The organism is Streptomyces sp. BE20 (genome assembly GCF_036322525.1).
Taxonomy (GTDB): domain Bacteria; phylum Actinomycetota; class Actinomycetes; order Streptomycetales; family Streptomycetaceae; genus Kitasatospora.
Window position 1 is genome coordinate 50,884 of sequence record NZ_JAQYWW010001182.1, and the last position, 17,983, is coordinate 68,866.

The following is a 17,983-nucleotide window of genomic DNA, read 5'->3' on the forward strand; positions in this document are numbered from 1 at the left end:
GGCCGAACCGCCCCGGCGGCCCGGCGGCGACCGGACCGCCTGGGCTGCCCCGGCTACAGCGCGGCCTCGTCCAGACGGCGGCGCTGCTCCTCGGACAGGGTCACGTCGAGGGCACCGAGCACCTCGTCGAGCTGGGCGATCCCGCTCACCCCGACCAGCGGCAGGATCCGCGGCTCGTGGTCGAGCAGCCAGCTGAGCGCCACCTGGTTCACGGTGGCACCGGACTGCTCGGCGACCTCGCGCAGGGCGGCGAGCCGCCTCGGCGTGCCCGGGTGGTCGTAGGCGGCGCCGATCTCCACCTCGGGGCGGGTGAGGCCGCCGGAGAGGAGCGGGCTGTACGCCCAGAGCCGGAGGTCGCCCTCGGAGCGGACGTAGTCGAGGAGTTCGGACGTCACGTGGACGTGCGCCGAGGAGAGCAGCGGCACGTCGAACCGCGGCTGGAGGTACGAGTAGCGGTACTGGAGGTGGCTGTACCGCGGCTGCGCGCCGGCCAGCGCCCGTGCCCGCTCCACCCGCCAGACCGCGTGGTTGCTGGCGCCGACAGCCCCCGCCTTGCCGGACGTCACGAGGTCGGCGAAGGTCTCCACGGTCTCGGCGAGCGGGACGGACCGGTCCTCGATGTGGCTCCAGTACACGTCCACGTGATCGGTGCCGAGGCGGCGCAGGCTGCCCTCGATACCGGCCCGGACCGCCTTCTCCGAGAGCCCTTCGGCGGCCTCCAGCCCGGCCCCCGGAACGGACGGCCGGGCGCCCACCTTGGTGCTGATGACGACCCGGTCGCGGGCGTTGCGGTCGGCCAGCCAGCGGCCGATGACCTCCTCGCTCTCGTCCCCGGTCGCGCCGTCGAGCCAGAAGGCGTAGTTGTTGGCGGTGTCGAGGACGGTCCCGCCCGCCTCGACGAACCGGTCCAGGATCCGGAACGAGGTCTCCTCGTCGACGATCGTGCCGAAGCCCAACGTGCCCAACACAATGGTGCGCTGAGGAACAGTCATGGATGAGCCTTCCGTAGTGGTCTGGACCATCCAAGACCGAATCACGATCACCCGCAACCGCTTATCCCCCGGCTCCGCACGGCCGGTCGCGGCGATCGGCTCGGCGCCGGACGGGCCGGGGAGTCCGGCCCCGGCCCGGCTACGGGCGGGAGGCCGGGACCTCCGGGCGGACGAGGGCCCGCGCGAAGGGCTCGCCGCTGCGGCGCGCGTACGTCATGCGCTCCTTCACCTCGGGAAGGGTGCGGGGGCGGTAACCGGGGCCGCCGCAGCAGCTCTTGTGGAAGCGGACGCCCGCGTGGAGCAGCACCGCGAGCGTCCGCCAGCCGGCGGCGTCGCGCCTGCGCGGGGCCGCGAAGGCGGAGCCCGCGTGGACCATCGGGCCGGCGCAGCGCGGGCAGACCCGACCGCGGTCACGGTCGTAGGGCTGCTTGTACGAGGCCCGGCAGGGCAGGCAGACGTAGGAGGTCTTCGCGTGGGCCATTCCGCCAGCGTAGGGGCGCCCGGGCACGGCGATCGACCGGTTTTCCACACGGCGGCCCGGCCTCCGTCCAGGACGTCGCGGGCACGAGTGCGGTGCCGGGCGGTGCCGGAGGGGCGGTGCCGAAGGAACAGGTCGAACACCCGGCTGCCGGGCCGAGAAGCGGAGGGGACCGCCTCCGAGCAGGGCGGACCGCCCCGCCCGAGGGGGTGCCCACGGCACCGGCCGAGCCCCCGGACCCTCCGGCCGGTCCGGTGACGTGCGGAACTGTGCTAGACCTTGGGTAATCAAAGGGGCCCACGTGCACCAGCTCAACCTCGGAGTCATGGCACAGTCGCGCAAAGAGAACGAGCGCCGACTGCCGATTCATCCCTCACACTTCGAGCGGATCGACCCCGACCTCCAGGGGCGCATCTTCCTTGAACACGGCTACGCCGAAGGTTTCGGCGTCCCGGACGAACAACTGGCGCCACTGGTCGCCGGCTTCCGCTCACGCGAGCAACTGCTCGCCGAATGCGGCGTCATCCTGCTGGCCAAACCGCAGGCGGCGGAACTCGTGGAGTTCCGCGACGGACAGGTCCTCTGGGGCTGGCCGCACTGCGTCCAGGACGAGGAACTCACGCAGATCGCCATCGACCGCCGGTTGACCCTGATCGCCTTCGAGGCGATGAACCACTGGACCAACGACGGCTCGTTCAACCTGCACGTCTTCCACAAGAACAACGAGCTTGCCGGGTACTCCTCGGTGCTGCACGCCCTCCAGCTCACCGGCTCGACCGGTGACTACGGCCGCCGCCTGCGGGCCGTGGTCCTGGGCTTCGGCGCGACGGCCCGGGGCGCGGTGACGGCGCTCAGCGCGCTCGGCGTGCACGACGTCGACGTGCTCACCCAGCGCGGGGTGACGGCGGTCAGCTCACCGATCCACTCCACGCGGATCGTGCAGTTCGACCGCGACGAGAACGACGACCGGCGCAGCTTCGTGCTGTCCGAGGACGGCCGGGTGCCACTGGCCGGGTTCCTCGCCGAGCACGACATCATCGTCAACTGCGTCCTGCAGGACACCGCCGCTCCACTGACCTTCCTCGACGAGGAGGATCTCGGACTGCTGGCACCCGGCACCCTCATCGTCGACGTGTCCTGCGACGAGGGGATGGGATTCAGCTGGGCCCGTCCCACGTCCTTCACGGAGCCGACGTTCCAGGTCGGCGACAACGTCCGGTACTACGGCGTCGACCACAGCCCGTCCTACCTGTGGAACTCGGCGACCTGGGAGAACAGCGAGGCGCTGCTGCCCTTCCTGCGAGCGGTGCTCGCCGGTCCGGGGGCGTGGAGCTCCAACGAGACCCTGCGGCGCGCGATCGAGATCCGCGACGGAGTCGTCCAGAACCCGAGCATCCTGGCCTTCCAGCACCGCTCGGCGGACTATCCGCACCGGTCCCTGGGGCTGTCGGCCGCCGCCTGACGCGACTCGCCCCCGCCGACTCCCGGGAACCGCCCGGGCACCGCCCGCCGTCCCGTCGACGAAGGGCTTCGGCCGGCCCCGGAGGCCCCGTCCTCCGGGGCCGGCCGGCCGCCGTGCGCCGGCTACCCCGGGGTGACCAGCTTGCTCAGCGCGAGGCCGATCCGGTCCACGGCCTCACCGACCTCCTCGGGCTGCCGGGCGGTGAAACAGAGCCGGAAGAACCCCGGGGCGGGGCTGTGCATCGTGCCGCCGGGGAGGAGGGAGACCTCCGTGGGAGGGCCGGCCAGGTGGTTGAAGAGCCACAGCTCGTCCCGGTCCAGCCCGCTGCCGGCCGTGACCGGCAGCGGGGCGTCGCCGTGCGCGCCCTCCGGCGGGCGCTTGCCGAGGTACTCCTGGAGGTCGAGCCAGAAGAACTGGGCCGGGTTGTCACCGTCCAGGTACACGAACTCGATGTCGTTGGCGACCAGCCGGTCCTTCACCTTCTCGAAGCTCCCGCTCAGCAGCTCGCGGTAGCGCCGCATCGCGTAGTCGGTGTACAGCTCCGAGCCGGCGCCGTTCACCGTGCTCGACAGGAGCGAGCCGATCACGTAGTGCTTCAGCGAGTCGAAGGGCGTGAACCAGGACAGCGGGTGCTTCTTCTCCTCGATGCCCGTCGTGCCCAGCATCGCCCGCTGCACCGGCCCGTACTTGGAGACCAGGAAGCCCGTCCGGAACCCCGACAGCCCGAAGTCCTTGGCGAAGCCCCACACCACGTGGATCCGCTCGGGGTTCCGCCGGTAGGCGTCCAGGGCCACCGCGCTGGTGAACGGGATCCGGCCGCCGTCGACCTGCGAGTGGCAGTAGATCTCGTCGGAGACGATGTGCAGGTCGGTCTCGTCGATCGCCCAGGTGTAGATCTCCTCCAGCAGTTCCTTGCCGTAGTTGACGCCCAGCGGGTTGTGCGGGTTCGTCAGCACCAGCAGCCTCGGCTGCCGGGCGGTCTGCCGCTCGTACTCCCGGAACCGCTCCTTGATCAGGTCCAGCGTCAGCCGGAACCGCCCGGGGCCCTCCGTCGGCAGGTCCACCGGGACGCACGTGAGCCTGGGCCGCTGTTCGAACGACCAGTTGAACCCCTGCCAGTACGGCGCCGGCAGCAGCACGGCGTCCCCCTCGACCAGCGGCGGCGGGCCGGGCTCGCCGGGCCTCGGTGCGTCCTGGAGCGCGAAGGCGAGGCACTCCAGCGCCGAGGCGACGCCCGCCGTCCCGAAGACGTCCCCCGCCGCCACCGGGGCGTCCCACGCCTTGGCGAGCAGCGCCGCCACCTGCCCCCGCAGTTCCGGCGTGCCGTACGCGGACATGTAGTGGATGTACGGCTCGGGGAGCAGGGCGGTGTGGTCGAACACCGCCTTCTGCATCGAGTCGTCGTAGACGAGGACGTTCTCCGCCACGGAGAGGTCGACGGCGGAGTCGGGCGCCAGGTGGCGGTGGTAGAAGGCGAGTGCCTGCTCGAAGTCGGGGATGCGCGCGAGCAGCTCGGCGGCCTCGTTCGGGCCGGTGGGGGTGACGGGGGTGGTCATGGTGGGGAGCACTCCTCCGGGTCGGCCGGATTCGCCGGATTCGCCCGCCGGTCACGGAACGTGGCGACATCGGCATGGTTCGCATACGGATAGTGTCAGCGCACCACGCCCCCGAGACCCCCGCCAGCGATCGGCACCCATCCGGCGACGGCTGGCGGCCGGCGGCACCCGTCACGCCGGGACGACCCGTACCCGACCCGGCATCGACCCGGCCCCGGCGGAGGTCGCGCGAAGGTCGGACCGGCGTCGGGGCGAGATCAGGCCGACGCCAGCGGCTTCGCCCAGCGGGTCCACTGCGGCTGCGGCCCGTACCCTGCGGCCTGCCAGGTCCGGTGGCCGAGGAGGTTCTCGTCCAGCACCATCGCGTCGGCCCGCCGCCCGCCGAGAGCGGCGAAGCGCTCCTCCGCGGCGGCCAGCAGGGCGGCGCCGATGCCCCGGCGACGGTGATCCGGGTCGACGGCCAGACGGTAGAGGTGACAGCGCCAGCCGTCCCACCCGGCGATCACCGTGCCGAGCAGGACGGCCGGATCGTCCGCCCGTACCGCGACGATCAGGCACTCCGGGTCGCGGGCCAGCAGCGCGGCCACCCCGGCCGCGTCGTCGGTGATGCTGGTGCCCTTCGCCGCGCGGGCCCAGAGGGCGAGTACGGCGGGGATCTCGTCGGGGGTGGCGGTGCGCAGCGCGTGGTCGGTCATGCCGCCGTGTCTACCAGGGCGTTCGCACGCGCCGCCGGGAATTCCGCGGAGCGGGACGGGCACCGGCCGACCGCAGCAGACCCGTAGCAGGCCCCCGGCGGGGCGGGAGGCGGGGCGGGGCGGGCCCTCAGCCGCCCGCCAGCGACCACACGGTGGTGGTCTTCAGCGCCGCGTCCTCCAGGTCCGCGACCACCGGGACCTCGTACTCGGCCAGCTCGGTGAACCGTCCGCGCGGCAGGTAGGCGCGGCCCGGGTCGCCCACGATCACCACCGCGCCCCGGGCCCGGGCGCGCTCCAGGAAGGGCAGGAAGCGGGCCGCCATCGCCCGCTCGTAGAAGACGTCCCCGGCGAGCACCACCTCGGCCGGGGCGCCGTCGCCGTCCAGCAGGTCCGCGAACGCGGCGTCCACCCGGACGCCGTTCGCCTCGGCGTTGACCCCGATAGCGGCGACCGCGTACGCGTCGATCTCGGCCGCCCGCACGGAGGCGGCCCCGCGCAGCGCCGCCGCGATCCCGACCAGCCCGGAGCCGGCCGCGAGGTCCAACACCGTCCGGCCGGCGACCAGTTCCGGATGGTCCAGCACGTAGCGGGCCACGCCGACCCCGCCCGCCCAGGCGAACGCCCAGAACGGCGGCGGCAGTCCGCGCTCGCCCCGCGCGTCCTCGGTCGTCTCCCACAGCGCGATGGCGTCCTCCGCCATGTGCAGGTTCACCTCCGGCACGAACGGCACGGGTCGGACCACCGTCTCGCGGCGCACAAACTCCCGGTCCGACCGGGCAGTTGCGGCGGACTCGGCCGGTCGCGTCTCGTTCAGCATGCGTGCAGCATAGAGCCCGTGACCAGGTGCTCCGCCCACCCGACCGCTCGGACGGCCCCGGCCGCGCCCGGTCCGCGCCCCGGCCCGTGTCCCGGACACCGGCCCGCGACGTGCTACCGCTCCGTGTCCCGGACGGCCGAAAGACGACCCGCGGACCCGGCCGAACGGCCCCGCACAACGGGTAGGTACTCCGCGTGGTCGGCACGGGGCCGGCCGGAGACGGGGGTCGGCGATGCCGGACAAAGCGCTCACGGACAAGGCGCTCGCGGGCAAGGTGCTCGCGGGCAAGGCGGCGGTCGTCACGGGCGGCTCGCGCGGGATCGGGCGGGCCGTCGTCGAACGGCTGACCGCGGACGGGGCGGACGTCGTGTTCGCGTACGCGGGCAACGAGGCAGCCGCGGCCGAGGTGGTCCGCACGGTGCGGGCCAACGGTTCCGGCCGGGCGCACGCGGTACGGGTCGACCTGGGCGAGCCCGACGGCGCGGAGCGGCTGATGACCGAGGCCGAGGAGCACCTCGGCGGGCTGGACATCCTCGTCAACAACGCGGCGCTCACCTTCACCAGGGCCACGCTCGCCGAGACCGACCCGGCCGACTTCGACGCCGTCCTGGCCGTCAGCGCGCGCGCCGTCTTCCTGACCCTCCGCTACGCGGCCCGGCGGATGCGCGACAACGGGCGGATCGTCAACATCTCCAGCCTGAACACCCGCCGCCCCACCGACGGCATCGCCGCCTACCTCGCCGGCAAGGGAGCCCTCGAACAGCTGACGGCCGCCGCCGCCCTCGAACTCGGCCCACGCGGCATCACCGCCAACACCGTCTCCCCCGGTCCGGTCGAGACGGACCTGCTGCGCGCCGTCAACCCGCCCCACGCCCTGGAGGTGGTGGCCGGGCTGACGCCGCTGCGGCGGCTCGGGCAGCCGTCGGACATCGCGGACGTGGTGGCCTTCCTGGCCGGACCGGACGGGCGGTGGGTCTCCGGGCAGAACCTGGGAGCCACCGGCGGGCTCGGCTGACGGGGTGACGGGGACCGCAGGCCCCGGCGCGCCGGGGCCGCTCGGGCCCGGCGCGGCCCGGGTGGACCGGCCCGCCGGGAGGGGCCGGGCCACCCGGGCCGCGCGCCGCCACCGACGCGGTGCCGGCCGGCACGCGACCGGCCGCGTGCCCCGAGAGGTGCCCGGCGCAACCCGGATCACGCACCGCCACCCGATGCGTACCATTTCGATACCGAAGCCTGGGTGAGCTGCGAAGATGCTCGCTCCCCGGGGCCGGGCACGGGTAGCATCCGGCACATGCCATCCGGCCCGGTGCAGGCGGCTCAGCGCTGCCCTGCCGGCCTGCCGGGCGGCGGACTCGCGCGGGCCGGTCGGTGGTGCCCGCGTACTCGGTACGCGCGCCAGGGCAGTCGCGCGAACGGCGAAGGGCAGCGTCTTGGCGGATCGACTCACCGGTGGCGACTCCTCACTACTGCGGCGGATCAACGCCGCGGTGACCCTCCGGGCGCTACGTGCCGGCCACGCTGTGACCCTCACTCAGCTGGTCGGCGACACCGGACTCTCCCGGCCGACGGTCGAGGGCGTGATCGAGGGACTGGTGGAGACCGGCCTGGTCGCCGAGGTCGAGCAGCCGCAGAACGGCAGCCAGCCCGGCGGCGGCAGGCGCGGGCGGCCCGCCCGCTGGTTCAGGTTCCGCGCCGAGGCCGGGCACATCCTCGGCATCGAGATCGGCGTCCACGACATCCGGATCATCCTCGCCGACCTCACCGGCGAGGTGGTCGGCAGCCACTTCCGGCCGGTCGAGGAGACCCTCGACGCGGAGGAGCGGCTCACCGCCGTGCGGTCGGTGGTCGCCGAGGTGCTGCGCAAGGCCGGTGTCTCCCGGGACAACCTGTGGGCGGTCGGTGTCGGCACCCCCGGCATCGTCGACCGCGACGGCACCGTACAGCTCGGCACCGCCATGCCCGGCTGGACCGGCCTCGACCTCGGCGCCCGCCTCCGGCGCTCGTTCCGCTGCCCGGTCCTCATCGAGAACGACGCCAACCTCGCCGCCATCGCCGAGCACTGGCAGGGCGCCGCGGTCGGCGCCGACGACATGGTCTTCGTGATGGCCGGCCTCAGCCCCGGCGCCGGCTCCCTCATCAACGGCCGGCTGCACCGCGGCTTCGGCGGCGCGGCCGGCGAGATCGGCGCCCTGCACCTGCTGGGCCAGGAGGTCACTCCCGAGCGCCTCCTCTCCACCACCGGCAAGCCGCTCAACCCGCTCGACGAGGCGGCCGTCGCCCGGGTCCTCAAGCTCGCCCGCGAGGGCGACGAGGTCGCGCAGGTCGCCATGGACCGGTTCCTCACCCGGCTCGTCCAGAGCGTCGCCGCCCTCGTCCTCGCCATCGACCCCCAGTTGGTGGTGGTCGGGGGCTGGGCGGCCGGCCTCGACGGCGTCCTCGACCCGCTGCGTCAGCGCCTCGCCCAGTTCACGCTGCGCGCGCCCGAGGTCGCCCTCGCCGCCCTCGGCTCCGAGGTCGTCGCCATGGGCGCCCTCCGGGTGGCCCTCGACCAGGTCGAGGAACAGCTCTTCGCCGTCAACCCGCCGGCCACGGACCCGGCGGCCCCCGCCCGCGTGTGAACGGAGCGGCGGCCGACGGGGTGAGCCCCCGTCGGCCGCCGCACGTGGTCCCGCCCCCGGCGGGCGTTCTCTCCCGCCCTGCGGCGGGCGCCCGTTCAGCCCTCCGGCGGCTGCCGGTCCGGGCCGGTCAGGAGCACCAGTCCCGGGTCGAGCTCCCGACGGACGGCCCCGGACGGGAGGCCGTGGAGGGCCCCGGCGGCGGCCGGGTCGAGGACCAGCGCCTCGGGCATGGCGCCGAGCACCGCGGTGTCGCCGCGCACGACCGCGTCCCAGTCGAACTCGACGGTCCGCCCGGTCCGGTCGACCACCAGCGCCACCGTCTCGCCGGGGTGGTCCCGCACCTCGCCGAGGAGGACCTCCTCGACCGTGCGGGCCTCCTGCGGCGTCAGGCCGTCGAGGTGGTAGGTCTGCTTCTCCCAGCCGAAGGGCTCGTGCGCGAAGGAGCAGATCACGTTCGTGTCCGCGTCAAACCACCACTCGACGGTGAGCGGTCCGAGGGCGAACCCGACCAGTTCGGCCACCCGGTCGGCGGGCAGCCGGACCTGGTCGCCCTCGACGTCCAGCAGGACCGCCGTACCGAGACCCGGGTGCACCAGGGTGACGCCCGCCCGGCCGAACGCTCCGGCCAGCGCCTCGAACCGGTGGCGGGAGGTCCGGGTGCGGTACCAGGCCACGAACGCGTCATTCGTCGTCACAGTCGTCGTCCTCCATGCTGAAGAGGAACACGTTGTCCTTGCCGAACACCTTCTCCGCCTTCCGGATGACGGAGTCCGGCGTCGTCGCCTCGTCAAAGTAGTAGATCGCCTTCACTCCGGCCATGTCCGCCGCGTACTTCCCGATCTTGAGGGCCTGCCCGAACTTGGAGGCGTTCAGGGCCTTCGCCCCGCCCCCGACGAAGACGTACTCGCCGTTGGGACCGTACACGTCGAGACCGGACGAGCCGACGTTGGGCATGACGATCTTGATGTCCTGCCCGTTCGCGCCCTTGGCGACCGTTCCACCGATCATCCGGGCGACCCGCTCCTCGCGGCTCAGGCCCAGTCCGTTGGGGTCGTAGGGCGACGCGTCGCAGGACGGGGCGTCGACCGTCGGCGGCTTCTTGCCGCCCCTGCCCGCATCGTCGGTGCGCGGGGTCCCGTCGAGGGCTCCGAGCGGGAGACGGCCGGCGGCCTGGGAGTCGGCGCAGGCGTCGAGGGTCCCTCCGGTGCCGCAGCCCGCGCCGGGATCGGCGGGGTTGTCGATGTGCGGGTCGGGGCTGCCGCTGTCGAGCGGGGTGGGGAGCTGGACGGGGTCGGAGAAGTCGATCAGCAGCCGGCTGAGCGTCTCCCAGAGGTGCCGGATGCTGACCTGCGGCCCGCTCTTGGTCCAGGAGCCGTCGGAGTAGTGGGAGGTGATGAAGGTGGTGTCGGTGATCCAGGTGTCGGTGCGGGTGTAGAGGTAGGTGTCGTCCCACCAGTGGCTGACCTCGGTGCGGACGTCCTGGGTGACGGCCCGGGTGGTGCCGGTGAGGTACGGGGGCGGGGGCGGTGTGGGCCGGGGCTTGGGCGGCTGCGTTCCGGTGCCTGTGCCGGTGCCCTTGGCCGTGCCGGTGCCCTTACCCGTTCCGGTGCCCTTGCCGGTACCGGTGCCGGTGACCCCGACCGCCTTCGGCACGCCGCTGGTGCCCGGGTCGGTCGCGGCCTGCGGGCTCGCGCCGGTGCCGGTGGAGACCGGGGTCAGGCTGCCGTCGGCGTTGACCAGCTCGTAGATGAGGTAGCCGGCGACGGCCACCACGACGATGGTGCCGACGACGAGCGCGACGACGCAGCCGACGCTGCAGAGGGCGGCAGCGCCGGCCGCCTCGGCGACCGTGGCCCCGGCGGCGATGATCTCGCCGCCCGCGACGGCGACCGTCTCGGCGGCGACGGCGCCCGCGCTGAGCGCCGTCTCCACGACGGCCGCTCCCGCGCCGGCGAGGGCCCGGAGGCCGGACGTGATGGCCCCCGCACTGATGTTGAACCCGCCGATGCTGAAGTGGCCGCTCGGGTCCCAGTTGCCGACCGGGTCGGCGTTGCCGTACGCGTAGCGGTTGGTGGCGGCGGCGGAGCCGAGACCGGGCACGCGGTCGTCGGCGGAGGTGAAGGTACCGGTGCCCGGGTCGTACCAGCGGGCCTGGGCGTGGACGCGGCCGGTGGCGGGGTCGGTCCAACCGCCCTGGTACCCGAGGTCGGGTGCGCTGCCGGTCGTGGCGGTGCGCTTGCCGAAGGCGCTGTAGGAGCGGCCGGCCGCGAGCGCGCCGCTGCCGGTGTCGGTGGTGCCGAGGACGTCGTGGTGGGCGTTGGTGAGCAGGGTGCGGGCGGCGCCGCCGCCCGCGGGGGCGGCCGCGAGCGGGGTGCCGTCGAGGGTCCGGGCGTAGGCGTAACTGCCGTCGGAGTCGGGCTCCTTGGCGAGGCCGGGGTAGGTGAACGCGGCGGCAGCGGCGCCACCGGCGGTCGCGGCCGTGAGCCGGTCGAGGGCGTCGTAGGCGTAGGAGCGGCCGTCGACGCCGGTCAGCCGGCCGAGCGCGTCGTAGCGGTTGGTGGAGGAGCCGGTGACGGCGCCGGACGCGTTCTTCGTCGTGGCGGTGGCGAGGGTGCCGCGCGGGGTGAACGTGTAGGCGGTGGTGGAGCCGTCGGGCGCGGTGGTGCCGGTCAGGCGGTTGCGCGGGTCGTAGGCGGCCGTGGTGGTCCCGGTGGTGGTGTGCTGCGCGGGCGTGCCGGTCCAGTCGACGACGGAGGTGCGGTTGCCGACGGCGTCCCAGGTGTAGTCGGTGCCGGTGGCGGCGGTGGTGTTGTGCGTCCGGGTGAGGCGGCCCGCCGGGTCGTAGCCGTACTGCTCGCCGTGCGGGTCGGCGGTGCCGGTGGAACCGCTGGTGAGCATGCGGCCCGACGGGTCCCAGCTGTAGGTGAGCTGGGTGGAGACGTGGCCGGTCGGGTCGGTGACGGTGTCGGTGGTGATCCGGCCGAGCCCGTCGTGGCCGAGGGTGCGGGTGGGGCCGGCGGTCTGGCCCGAGCGGCGCTGTTCGGTGGTGACCTGGCCGGCCAGGTCGTGGGTCAGGGTGCGGGTGAGGCCGGAGAGGCTGTCGGTGACGGTGCCGAGGTCGTCGTTGCCGCTCCACGTGTAGGTGACGCGGGCGCCGCCGGGGGCGGTCTCGGTGAGCGGACGGGCCGCGGTGTCGTAGGTGTAGGCGCTGGTGCCGAGCGGGCCCTGGCTGCCCTTCAGCAGCCCGCGGTCGTCCCAGGCGAACGTCTGGGTACCGCCGGGCGCGGAGGCGGAGGTGATGCGGCCGGCGAGGTCGTAGCCGAACGCGCGGGAGGCGTCGGCGTCGCCGCCGGTGCCGTTCTCGGCGACCGTCCGGCCGAGTCCGTCGTACGTGAACGTCCTGCGGACGCCGCCGGGTTCGGTGACGGTGACGGGCTGTCCGGCCGCGTCGTAGGCGCTGGTCGTGGTCCGGTCCGCGGCGGACTGGTCGGCGGGCACGGCCGGCAGGGACTGCGCCTCGGCCAGGCCGAGGGTGTTGTACCGCTGGTGGGTCGCGTTGCCGTTGGCGTCGGTGATCCGGGTGAGCCGGCCGAGCAGGTCGTGGCCGAGGCCGGTGACCGGGGCGGACGCGGCGTCGCCGGGTCGGACCTGCGGGTCCGTGAAGGAGGTGGCCTGGTTGCGGGCGTCGTACGCGGTGCGCCAGACCTGGCCGCCGGGGTCGGTGAGGGTGACGACGTTCCCGGCCGCGTCGTAGCCGTAGCCGGTCCGGGTGAGCACGGTGCCGGCCTGGTCGGCGGCCGACGTGGCGGTGGCCCGGCCGGCCAGGTCGTACGTGGTGGTGGAGGTGCGGCCGAGCGGGTCGGTGACGGTCGAGACGCGGCCCGCCAGGTCGTAGGCGTAGCGGGTGGTGCCGCGGCCCGCCGGGGTGCTGGAGGTCAGCTCGCCGAGCTTGTCGTAGGTGTAGCCGGTGGAGGTGTCGCCGAGGGTCTCGGAGAGCACGTCGCCGAAGTCGTCGTAGGTGTAGGTGGTGGTGTACCGGTCCGGGGTGGCGGTGCCGTTGCGGACCACCGAGGTGGCGGAGAGCCGTCGGTCCATGCCGTCGTAGACGGCGAGGGACTGGGCGCCGGAGGGGTCGATGACCGACAGGACGTTGCCGTTGTCGTCACGGGCGACGACGGTGACGCCGGGTGTGGCTCCCGGGGCGGCCGGCGGGAGGGTGGTGCGGACGAGCCGGTCCCGCAGGTCGTAGGTGAAGGTGGTGGTGCGGCCGAGCGCGTCGGTGGCCGAGGTGGTGTTTCCGTCCGCGTCGTACGTCCACTTCCGCACCGGGTTCAGCGCGGTGCCGGCGCCCGGCGGGGTGTAGGCCGGCAGCCTGGCCTCGGTCCGGTGGCCCTGCTTGTCGTAGAGGTAACGGGTGACCAGGCCGGTGGCGTCCCGGACGTCGGTCAGTTCGCCGAAGGTGTTGTAGCCCCGGGTGCCGGTGGCCTGCTGGGCGGCGGGGGCGGCGCCGGGGGTGCCGTCCTCGACCGGGGTCGCGGGGGTGCTCGTGGCGGAGAGCCGGCCGAGCAGGTCGTAGCCGTGCGTGGTGGTGTACGCCGGGTCGGCCTGGCCGGGGGCGCCCGGCTGCGGCATGCCGCGCGGGTCGGTGGTGGCGAGGACCCGGCCCTGGGTGTCCCGGCGGAAGCCGGTCACCAGGGCGGTGCCGGCGTCGGGCCGGACGAGCGTGCGGACGAGCTGGCCGGTGGTCTGGTCCCAGACGTTCTCGCGGGTCTCGGTGCGGGTGCCGTCGCTGATCGTGGTCGCGGTGACCAGCCCGGCCGTGTCGTAGGCGCTGGTGGCTGTCCGGCCGAGGCCGCCCGGGTCGGCGGTGGTGGTGGTGAGGCGGTTGGCGGCGTCGTAGGCGTAGGTCGTGGTGCGGGCGGTCGGACCGCTGCCTCGGACGTCCTTGACGACGTTGCCGGCCTTGTCGTACGTGAAGGTGTGGAGGGTGATCTCGCGGGTGCTCGTGCCCGCCTGGTTCACCAGGGAGTAGGTCTCGGTGAGCACCAGGTCGTCGGCCGTGTAGGTGTACGTGACCAGGTGCTGCATGGCGTCGGTGGCTGCGGCGAGACGGCCGCCGGCGTCGTAGGCGAAGGTCTGCAGCCGGACGCTGCGGGGCGGCGAGTCGGCGGCGGGGTCGTCGACGAAGTTCTTCAGGTCGACGGCGGTGAGTCGGCCGTTGGTGTCGTAGCCGTAGACGTAGTGCGCGCCGTTCGGGCTCCAGGTGTCGGTGACGTTGCCGAGCTGGTCGTACGTCACGCGCTTGGTGGTGACGCCGTCCTGGGTGACGGTGGTGAGCCGGTCCTGCGCGTCGTAGCCGTAGGTGGTGGTGCGCGGCGCGTCGCCGCCCTGGGCCTGCGCGGTGAGGTCGGTGACGGTGCGGGTCGCCAGGTTGTTGTCCGGGTCGTAGGCGTAGGTCGTGCGGGCCTGGTGGGTGACGCCGGTGACCGGGTTCGTCACGGCGGCGCCGGTCTCGGTGGCCAGGCGGCCGGCCTTGTCGTAGGTGTAGGCGGTGGCCACGCCGTCGGGGTGGGCGGCGTCGGCGACGGTGCGCCGGACCACCCGGCCGAGGTCGTCGAAGAAGGTGTTGAGGATCTGCCCGGCGGGGGTGGTGACCTGGGACTGGTCGCCGCGGTGGGTGTAGCCGTAGGTGGTGGCCCGGCCCGCCGGGTCGGTCACCGAGACGGGGACGTTGCAGGTCGAACCGTTGTACTGCGGGGTGGAGTTGACGTTGGGCGGGCTGAGCACCTCCTGGCAGGCCCAGGTGGTGGTGGTCACCCCGCCGGCCGGTCCGGTCTCGGTGCGCCGGCTGCCGGCCGTGTTGTAGGTCAGGGTGGTGGTGTGGCCGTTGGCGTCGGTGACCTCCAGCGGCACGCCGTTGCGCGGGTCACCGGCCCAGTCGCCGTTGCCGTAGTAGGTGGTCCGCTCGGTCAGCGGCTCCAGCGCGGTCCGGTACCGGGTGGTGGTGGTCAGCTGGTTGGTGCCGAAGTTCCAGCCGTACCGGACGACGTTGCCGTTCTCGTCGACGGCGGACGTGAGGTGCCCGAAGGCGTCGTACCCGAACATCCGGGTCCGGCCGGGTGGCGGCGTCGGCGTGCCGTACCAGCGGTAGGCCAACTGGCCTTCCTGGTTGTACTGGTAGTAGGTGTGGATGCCACGCGGGTCGGTGCGGTGGACGACCAGGTTGGGGGTCGGGCCGCTGGTGTCGGTGGTGCGGTCGTACGTCCAGCCGTTGTCCACGCCGGTGGCGGCGTTGTCGGCCCTGCCCACGTGCTGGACCAGGTTGCCGTCGTAGGCGACCGTGGTGACGTTCTCCGCGCGGGCCTTCTGGACCTTGACCAGCCGGTTGGGGCCGCCGGACCGGGACGTCTCGTAGGTGTACGCGGTGCAGTTGCCGCCCGGGTCGCAGACCTTGGTCAGGTAGTCGCCGGTGTAGGTGTAGTACCAGGTGACGGCGCCGGTCTCGAAGTGCCGGGAGCTGGTGGAGACCGAGGTGACGTGGCCCCGGTTGTCCCAGTTGAGGAAGAGCCGGCGGTCGGACGACGCCAGGTTGAGCTGCGAGGTGGAGAGCTGCGAGCCCACGTAGTCGCGGTCCAGCCGCAGGTTTCCGGCCCCCTGCTGGCGGGTGATCTGGCGGACCCTGTCCCCCAGGTAGTAGTCCATGCCGCTCATCCGCAGGTGGCCGGCGTCCACCCACTCGCCGAACCCGCTGCCGCCGAACTCCGGGACGAGGGCGCCCCCGGGGTTCCGGCCGAAGTTGACCTTCCGGCCGTCCTCCAGGGCGAGGGTGGAGATGCCGTTCCCCGCGTCGGTGAGGCCCATGTCCCAGATCGACGTCCAGCCGATCCCGAACGAGCCGTTGGTGGAGCCGGCGCTGTTGTACGTCCGCTTGACCTGGAGTCCGATGCCCGGCTGCGGGAGGTCGAAGTCGGTTTCCTGGCGGGTGTAGTTGCCGAGGTAGAGGTTGACGCCGGTGTCGTCCAGGGCGCCCGGGTCGAGGCCCAGGTGGGCGGCGTCGTTCGGCGGCGGGACGACCACCGCGAACATGCTCATCTCGCTGAACGGCGAGGTGTAGCCGGCGTCCTGGACGCGGACCCGCCAGTAGTAGGCGGTGTTCCAGCGCAGCGCGTCGGCCGGCGGCGTGAAGCTCGCGATCGTCCCGAAGGCGCCGGGGTGTGCGGCGACGTTGACCATGCCGGAGCCCCAGCAGCCGCCCACCGCCGGGTCGCTGGTCGGGCAGATCTGGAACTCGGCCGAGGTCTGCGTCGTGCCGTCGTCACCGACGAAGGCGGAGACCGTCGGGGTGCGGGTGGAGACGGTCGCACCGACCGCGGGCCAGCCGTCGCTCGCGGTGGGCGCGTAGTGCGGCACGGTCAGCGCGGCGGCCTGGGAGGCCGGCACTCCGTGGGACGAGAAGAAGCCGGCGCCGTTGGTCCGGTCCGCCATGTCGTAGACCAGCAGGAAGTTCCCGGCCCCGAGGAAGGGGATGACGGCGCTGAGCGTGACGGACTGGCCCGGGGCGACGTCGAACGGCAGGGCGGTGAACGAGGCGGTGTAGTTCACCAGGGTCTGGTCGGACCGGTACAGGTGCAGGCCGAGGTGCTGGCCGGCGGGGGTCCAGGTGAAGTTCGAGGTGTTGGCGACGGTGAGCTGCAGGTACCCGATGGCGTCGTAGCGGGGGGCCAGTTGGAGCTGACCGATCTGGTAGGTGGCTCCGTAGGACTGGGCGGTGGTCTGCGCCGGTGCCTGCGGGGCCGCCTCCGCCTTCGGCGCGGCCAGTTGCTCCAGGGTCAGCGGGGCCGGGCCGGCGGGCGAGCGGCGCCGCTTGCCGGTGTCGTCCACCTCGGGCTGCGGGATGCGGTACTCGGGCAGCGCCTGCCGGGCCGCCAGCTCGTCGAGCTTCCTGCGGTGCTCCTCGGCGTCCGGCGCCGCGGCCGGCCCGGGGGCGGGCTTGCGGGGCGCGTCGGCCGCCTTGATCTCGGCGGCGATCCGGGCGCGCTCCTGCCCGAGCGGGCTGTCGTCGGCGGCCGGCACCTGCGTCGGCGGCGGCTCGGGGGTGCGCGGATCCGCGCTCACCCGGCCGGGCGGCAGCGGTGCGGAGACCACCGCGCGGTCCTTGGGCGCGGCCCAGGCGGCGGCCGGCGGGATGCCGAGACCGACGGCGACCAGCGCCAGGATGAGCAGTTGTGCGACACGACGCGCGGCCGGGCCGTCGCCGATCTTTCCGTACCAGTGCGAGTTCACGGCCCCACCCCAGGATCGCCGGACGCTTGGGTTGCCCGGAACGCTCGGGTCTCACGGAGCGCTCGGGTTGCACAGAGATCGTTCGGAACCTACCGATCCTTGCGCCACAAGCCCAGGGGCGCCCCCGAACGGTTCCCTCCCGTTCAGGAACCCGTGACAACTCCGCGACCGGCGGGGCGGGGGTCGGCGCGGCGGCCGGGCCGGGGCGGACCGCGGTGGTCGCCGCAGCACAAAAACGGCCCGGGCCAGGACGCCTGTGGGAGCGTCCGGGCCCGGGCCTGAGGGTTTTCCGGGAATGGTTCAGGAAGCGGCGGCACCGACCGGGGTCGCGCCGACCGGGGTGACCTCGACGAGTCCGGTCTCGCCGAAGGTGAGCTTGCAGGTGTCGGCCCGGTAGGTGGAGACCGCGAGGGCGACCAGGCGGCCGGCCGCCGCGTACTGGGTGGTCATCACCAGGACCGGGGAGCCGGGCGGGCGCTCCAGCAGCGCGGCCTCGCCGGCCTCGGCGACGCCCAGCTCGACCGAGCGGGACTCGCCGTCGACCTCCAGCCGCTCCAGCTGGCGCAGCACCGAGCGGGCACGGTCGCTCTCGGCCCGGAAGCCGGGCAGGTGCGGCAGCGCGGCGGCGGGCACGTGCAGCGACTCGCTCGCCACGGTCTGACCCTGGACGAGGCGGACCCGGCGGACGGTGTGGACGGTGGCACCCTCCGGGACACCGAGCGCCACGGCCAGCCGGCCGGCGGCCGGGGCGGTGGTGCAGTCGACGGTGCGCCACGCCTGGCTGCGGGGGGCGCCGGGCCAGCCCTCCTCCTGCCGGTTGACCGGCACGCCGACCCGGGGGGCGGCGATCAGGGTGCCGATGCCGCGCCGGCGGACCAGGCGGCCCTCCAGCTCCAGCTGGTCGAGCGCCTGCCGCAGGGTGGCCCGGGCGACGCCGAAGCGGGCGGCGAGCTCGCGCTCGTTGGGGAGGATCTGACCGGTGGAGAACTCCGTGTCGATGGCGCGGAGCAGCACCGTGCGCAGGTGCCAGTACTTCGGTTCCGGTACGGCCGTGAGCTGCCCTGTCGTCCCCACCGCGTCCT

General features: G+C 73.8%; 11 protein-coding genes. 3 read left to right on the forward strand and 8 right to left on the reverse strand.

What is annotated here, in order from left to right:
- Positions 1 to 53: 53 nt before the first annotated feature.
- Complete coding sequence (locus tag PUR61_RS37530; RefSeq protein ID WP_329884100.1) at positions 54 to 992, reverse strand: aldo/keto reductase; 939 nt, start codon at positions 990 to 992, stop codon at positions 54 to 56.
- Between the two features lie 139 nt (positions 993 to 1,131).
- Complete coding sequence (locus tag PUR61_RS37535; RefSeq protein ID WP_329884101.1) at positions 1,132 to 1,473, reverse strand: deoxyxylulose-5-phosphate synthase; 342 nt, start codon at positions 1,471 to 1,473, stop codon at positions 1,132 to 1,134.
- Between the two features lie 298 nt (positions 1,474 to 1,771).
- On the opposite strand from PUR61_RS37535, the gene PUR61_RS37540 reads away from it, so the two are divergent.
- On the forward strand, positions 1,772 to 2,932 hold the full coding sequence (locus tag PUR61_RS37540) for a N(5)-(carboxyethyl)ornithine synthase (RefSeq protein WP_329884103.1): 1,161 nt from the start codon (positions 1,772 to 1,774) through the stop codon (positions 2,930 to 2,932).
- A 122-nt stretch (positions 2,933 to 3,054) separates the two neighbouring features.
- On the opposite strand, the gene PUR61_RS37545 is transcribed toward PUR61_RS37540, so the two are convergent.
- The 3 genes from PUR61_RS37545 to PUR61_RS37555 all read right to left on the reverse strand — a co-directional run bounded on the left by PUR61_RS37545 (position 3,055) and on the right by PUR61_RS37555 (position 6,000).
- A complete protein-coding gene (locus tag PUR61_RS37545; RefSeq protein ID WP_329884105.1) occupies positions 3,055 to 4,488 on the reverse strand; it encodes a pyridoxal phosphate-dependent aminotransferase in 1,434 nt (477 codons plus the stop codon).
- Between the two features lie 257 nt (positions 4,489 to 4,745).
- Entirely contained in the window at positions 4,746 to 5,183 is a 438-nt protein-coding gene (locus PUR61_RS37550; protein WP_329884107.1) for a GNAT family N-acetyltransferase, read from the reverse strand.
- Positions 5,184 to 5,310: 127 nt separating this feature from the next.
- Positions 5,311 to 6,000, reverse strand: coding sequence for a class I SAM-dependent methyltransferase (locus PUR61_RS37555; RefSeq protein ID WP_329884109.1), 690 nt, complete (start codon positions 5,998 to 6,000; stop codon positions 5,311 to 5,313).
- 232 nt (positions 6,001 to 6,232) lie between these two features.
- Here PUR61_RS37555 and PUR61_RS37560 point away from each other — a divergent pair, with 232 nt between their 5' ends.
- Positions 6,233 to 7,015, forward strand: coding sequence for an SDR family oxidoreductase (locus PUR61_RS37560; RefSeq protein WP_329884111.1), 783 nt, complete (start codon positions 6,233 to 6,235; stop codon positions 7,013 to 7,015).
- Between the two features lie 415 nt (positions 7,016 to 7,430).
- Complete coding sequence (locus tag PUR61_RS37565) at positions 7,431 to 8,618, forward strand: ROK family protein (RefSeq protein WP_329884113.1); 1,188 nt, start codon at positions 7,431 to 7,433, stop codon at positions 8,616 to 8,618.
- Positions 8,619 to 8,713: 95 nt separating this feature from the next.
- Here PUR61_RS37565 and PUR61_RS37570 read toward each other — a convergent pair whose 3' ends face one another.
- The 3 genes from PUR61_RS37570 to PUR61_RS37580 form a co-directional block, all read right to left on the reverse strand.
- On the reverse strand, positions 8,714 to 9,313 hold the full coding sequence (locus PUR61_RS37570; protein ID WP_329884115.1) for a hypothetical protein: 600 nt from the start codon (positions 9,311 to 9,313) through the stop codon (positions 8,714 to 8,716).
- Entirely contained in the window at positions 9,300 to 16,901 is a 7,602-nt protein-coding gene (locus tag PUR61_RS37575) for a DUF6531 domain-containing protein (RefSeq protein WP_329884117.1), read from the reverse strand. The genes PUR61_RS37570 and PUR61_RS37575 overlap by 14 nt, the downstream gene beginning before the upstream one ends.
- Before the next feature lie 300 nt (positions 16,902 to 17,201).
- Entirely contained in the window at positions 17,202 to 17,975 is a 774-nt protein-coding gene (locus PUR61_RS37580) for a GntR family transcriptional regulator (protein ID WP_329884152.1), read from the reverse strand.
- Positions 17,976 to 17,983 lie beyond the last annotated feature (8 nt).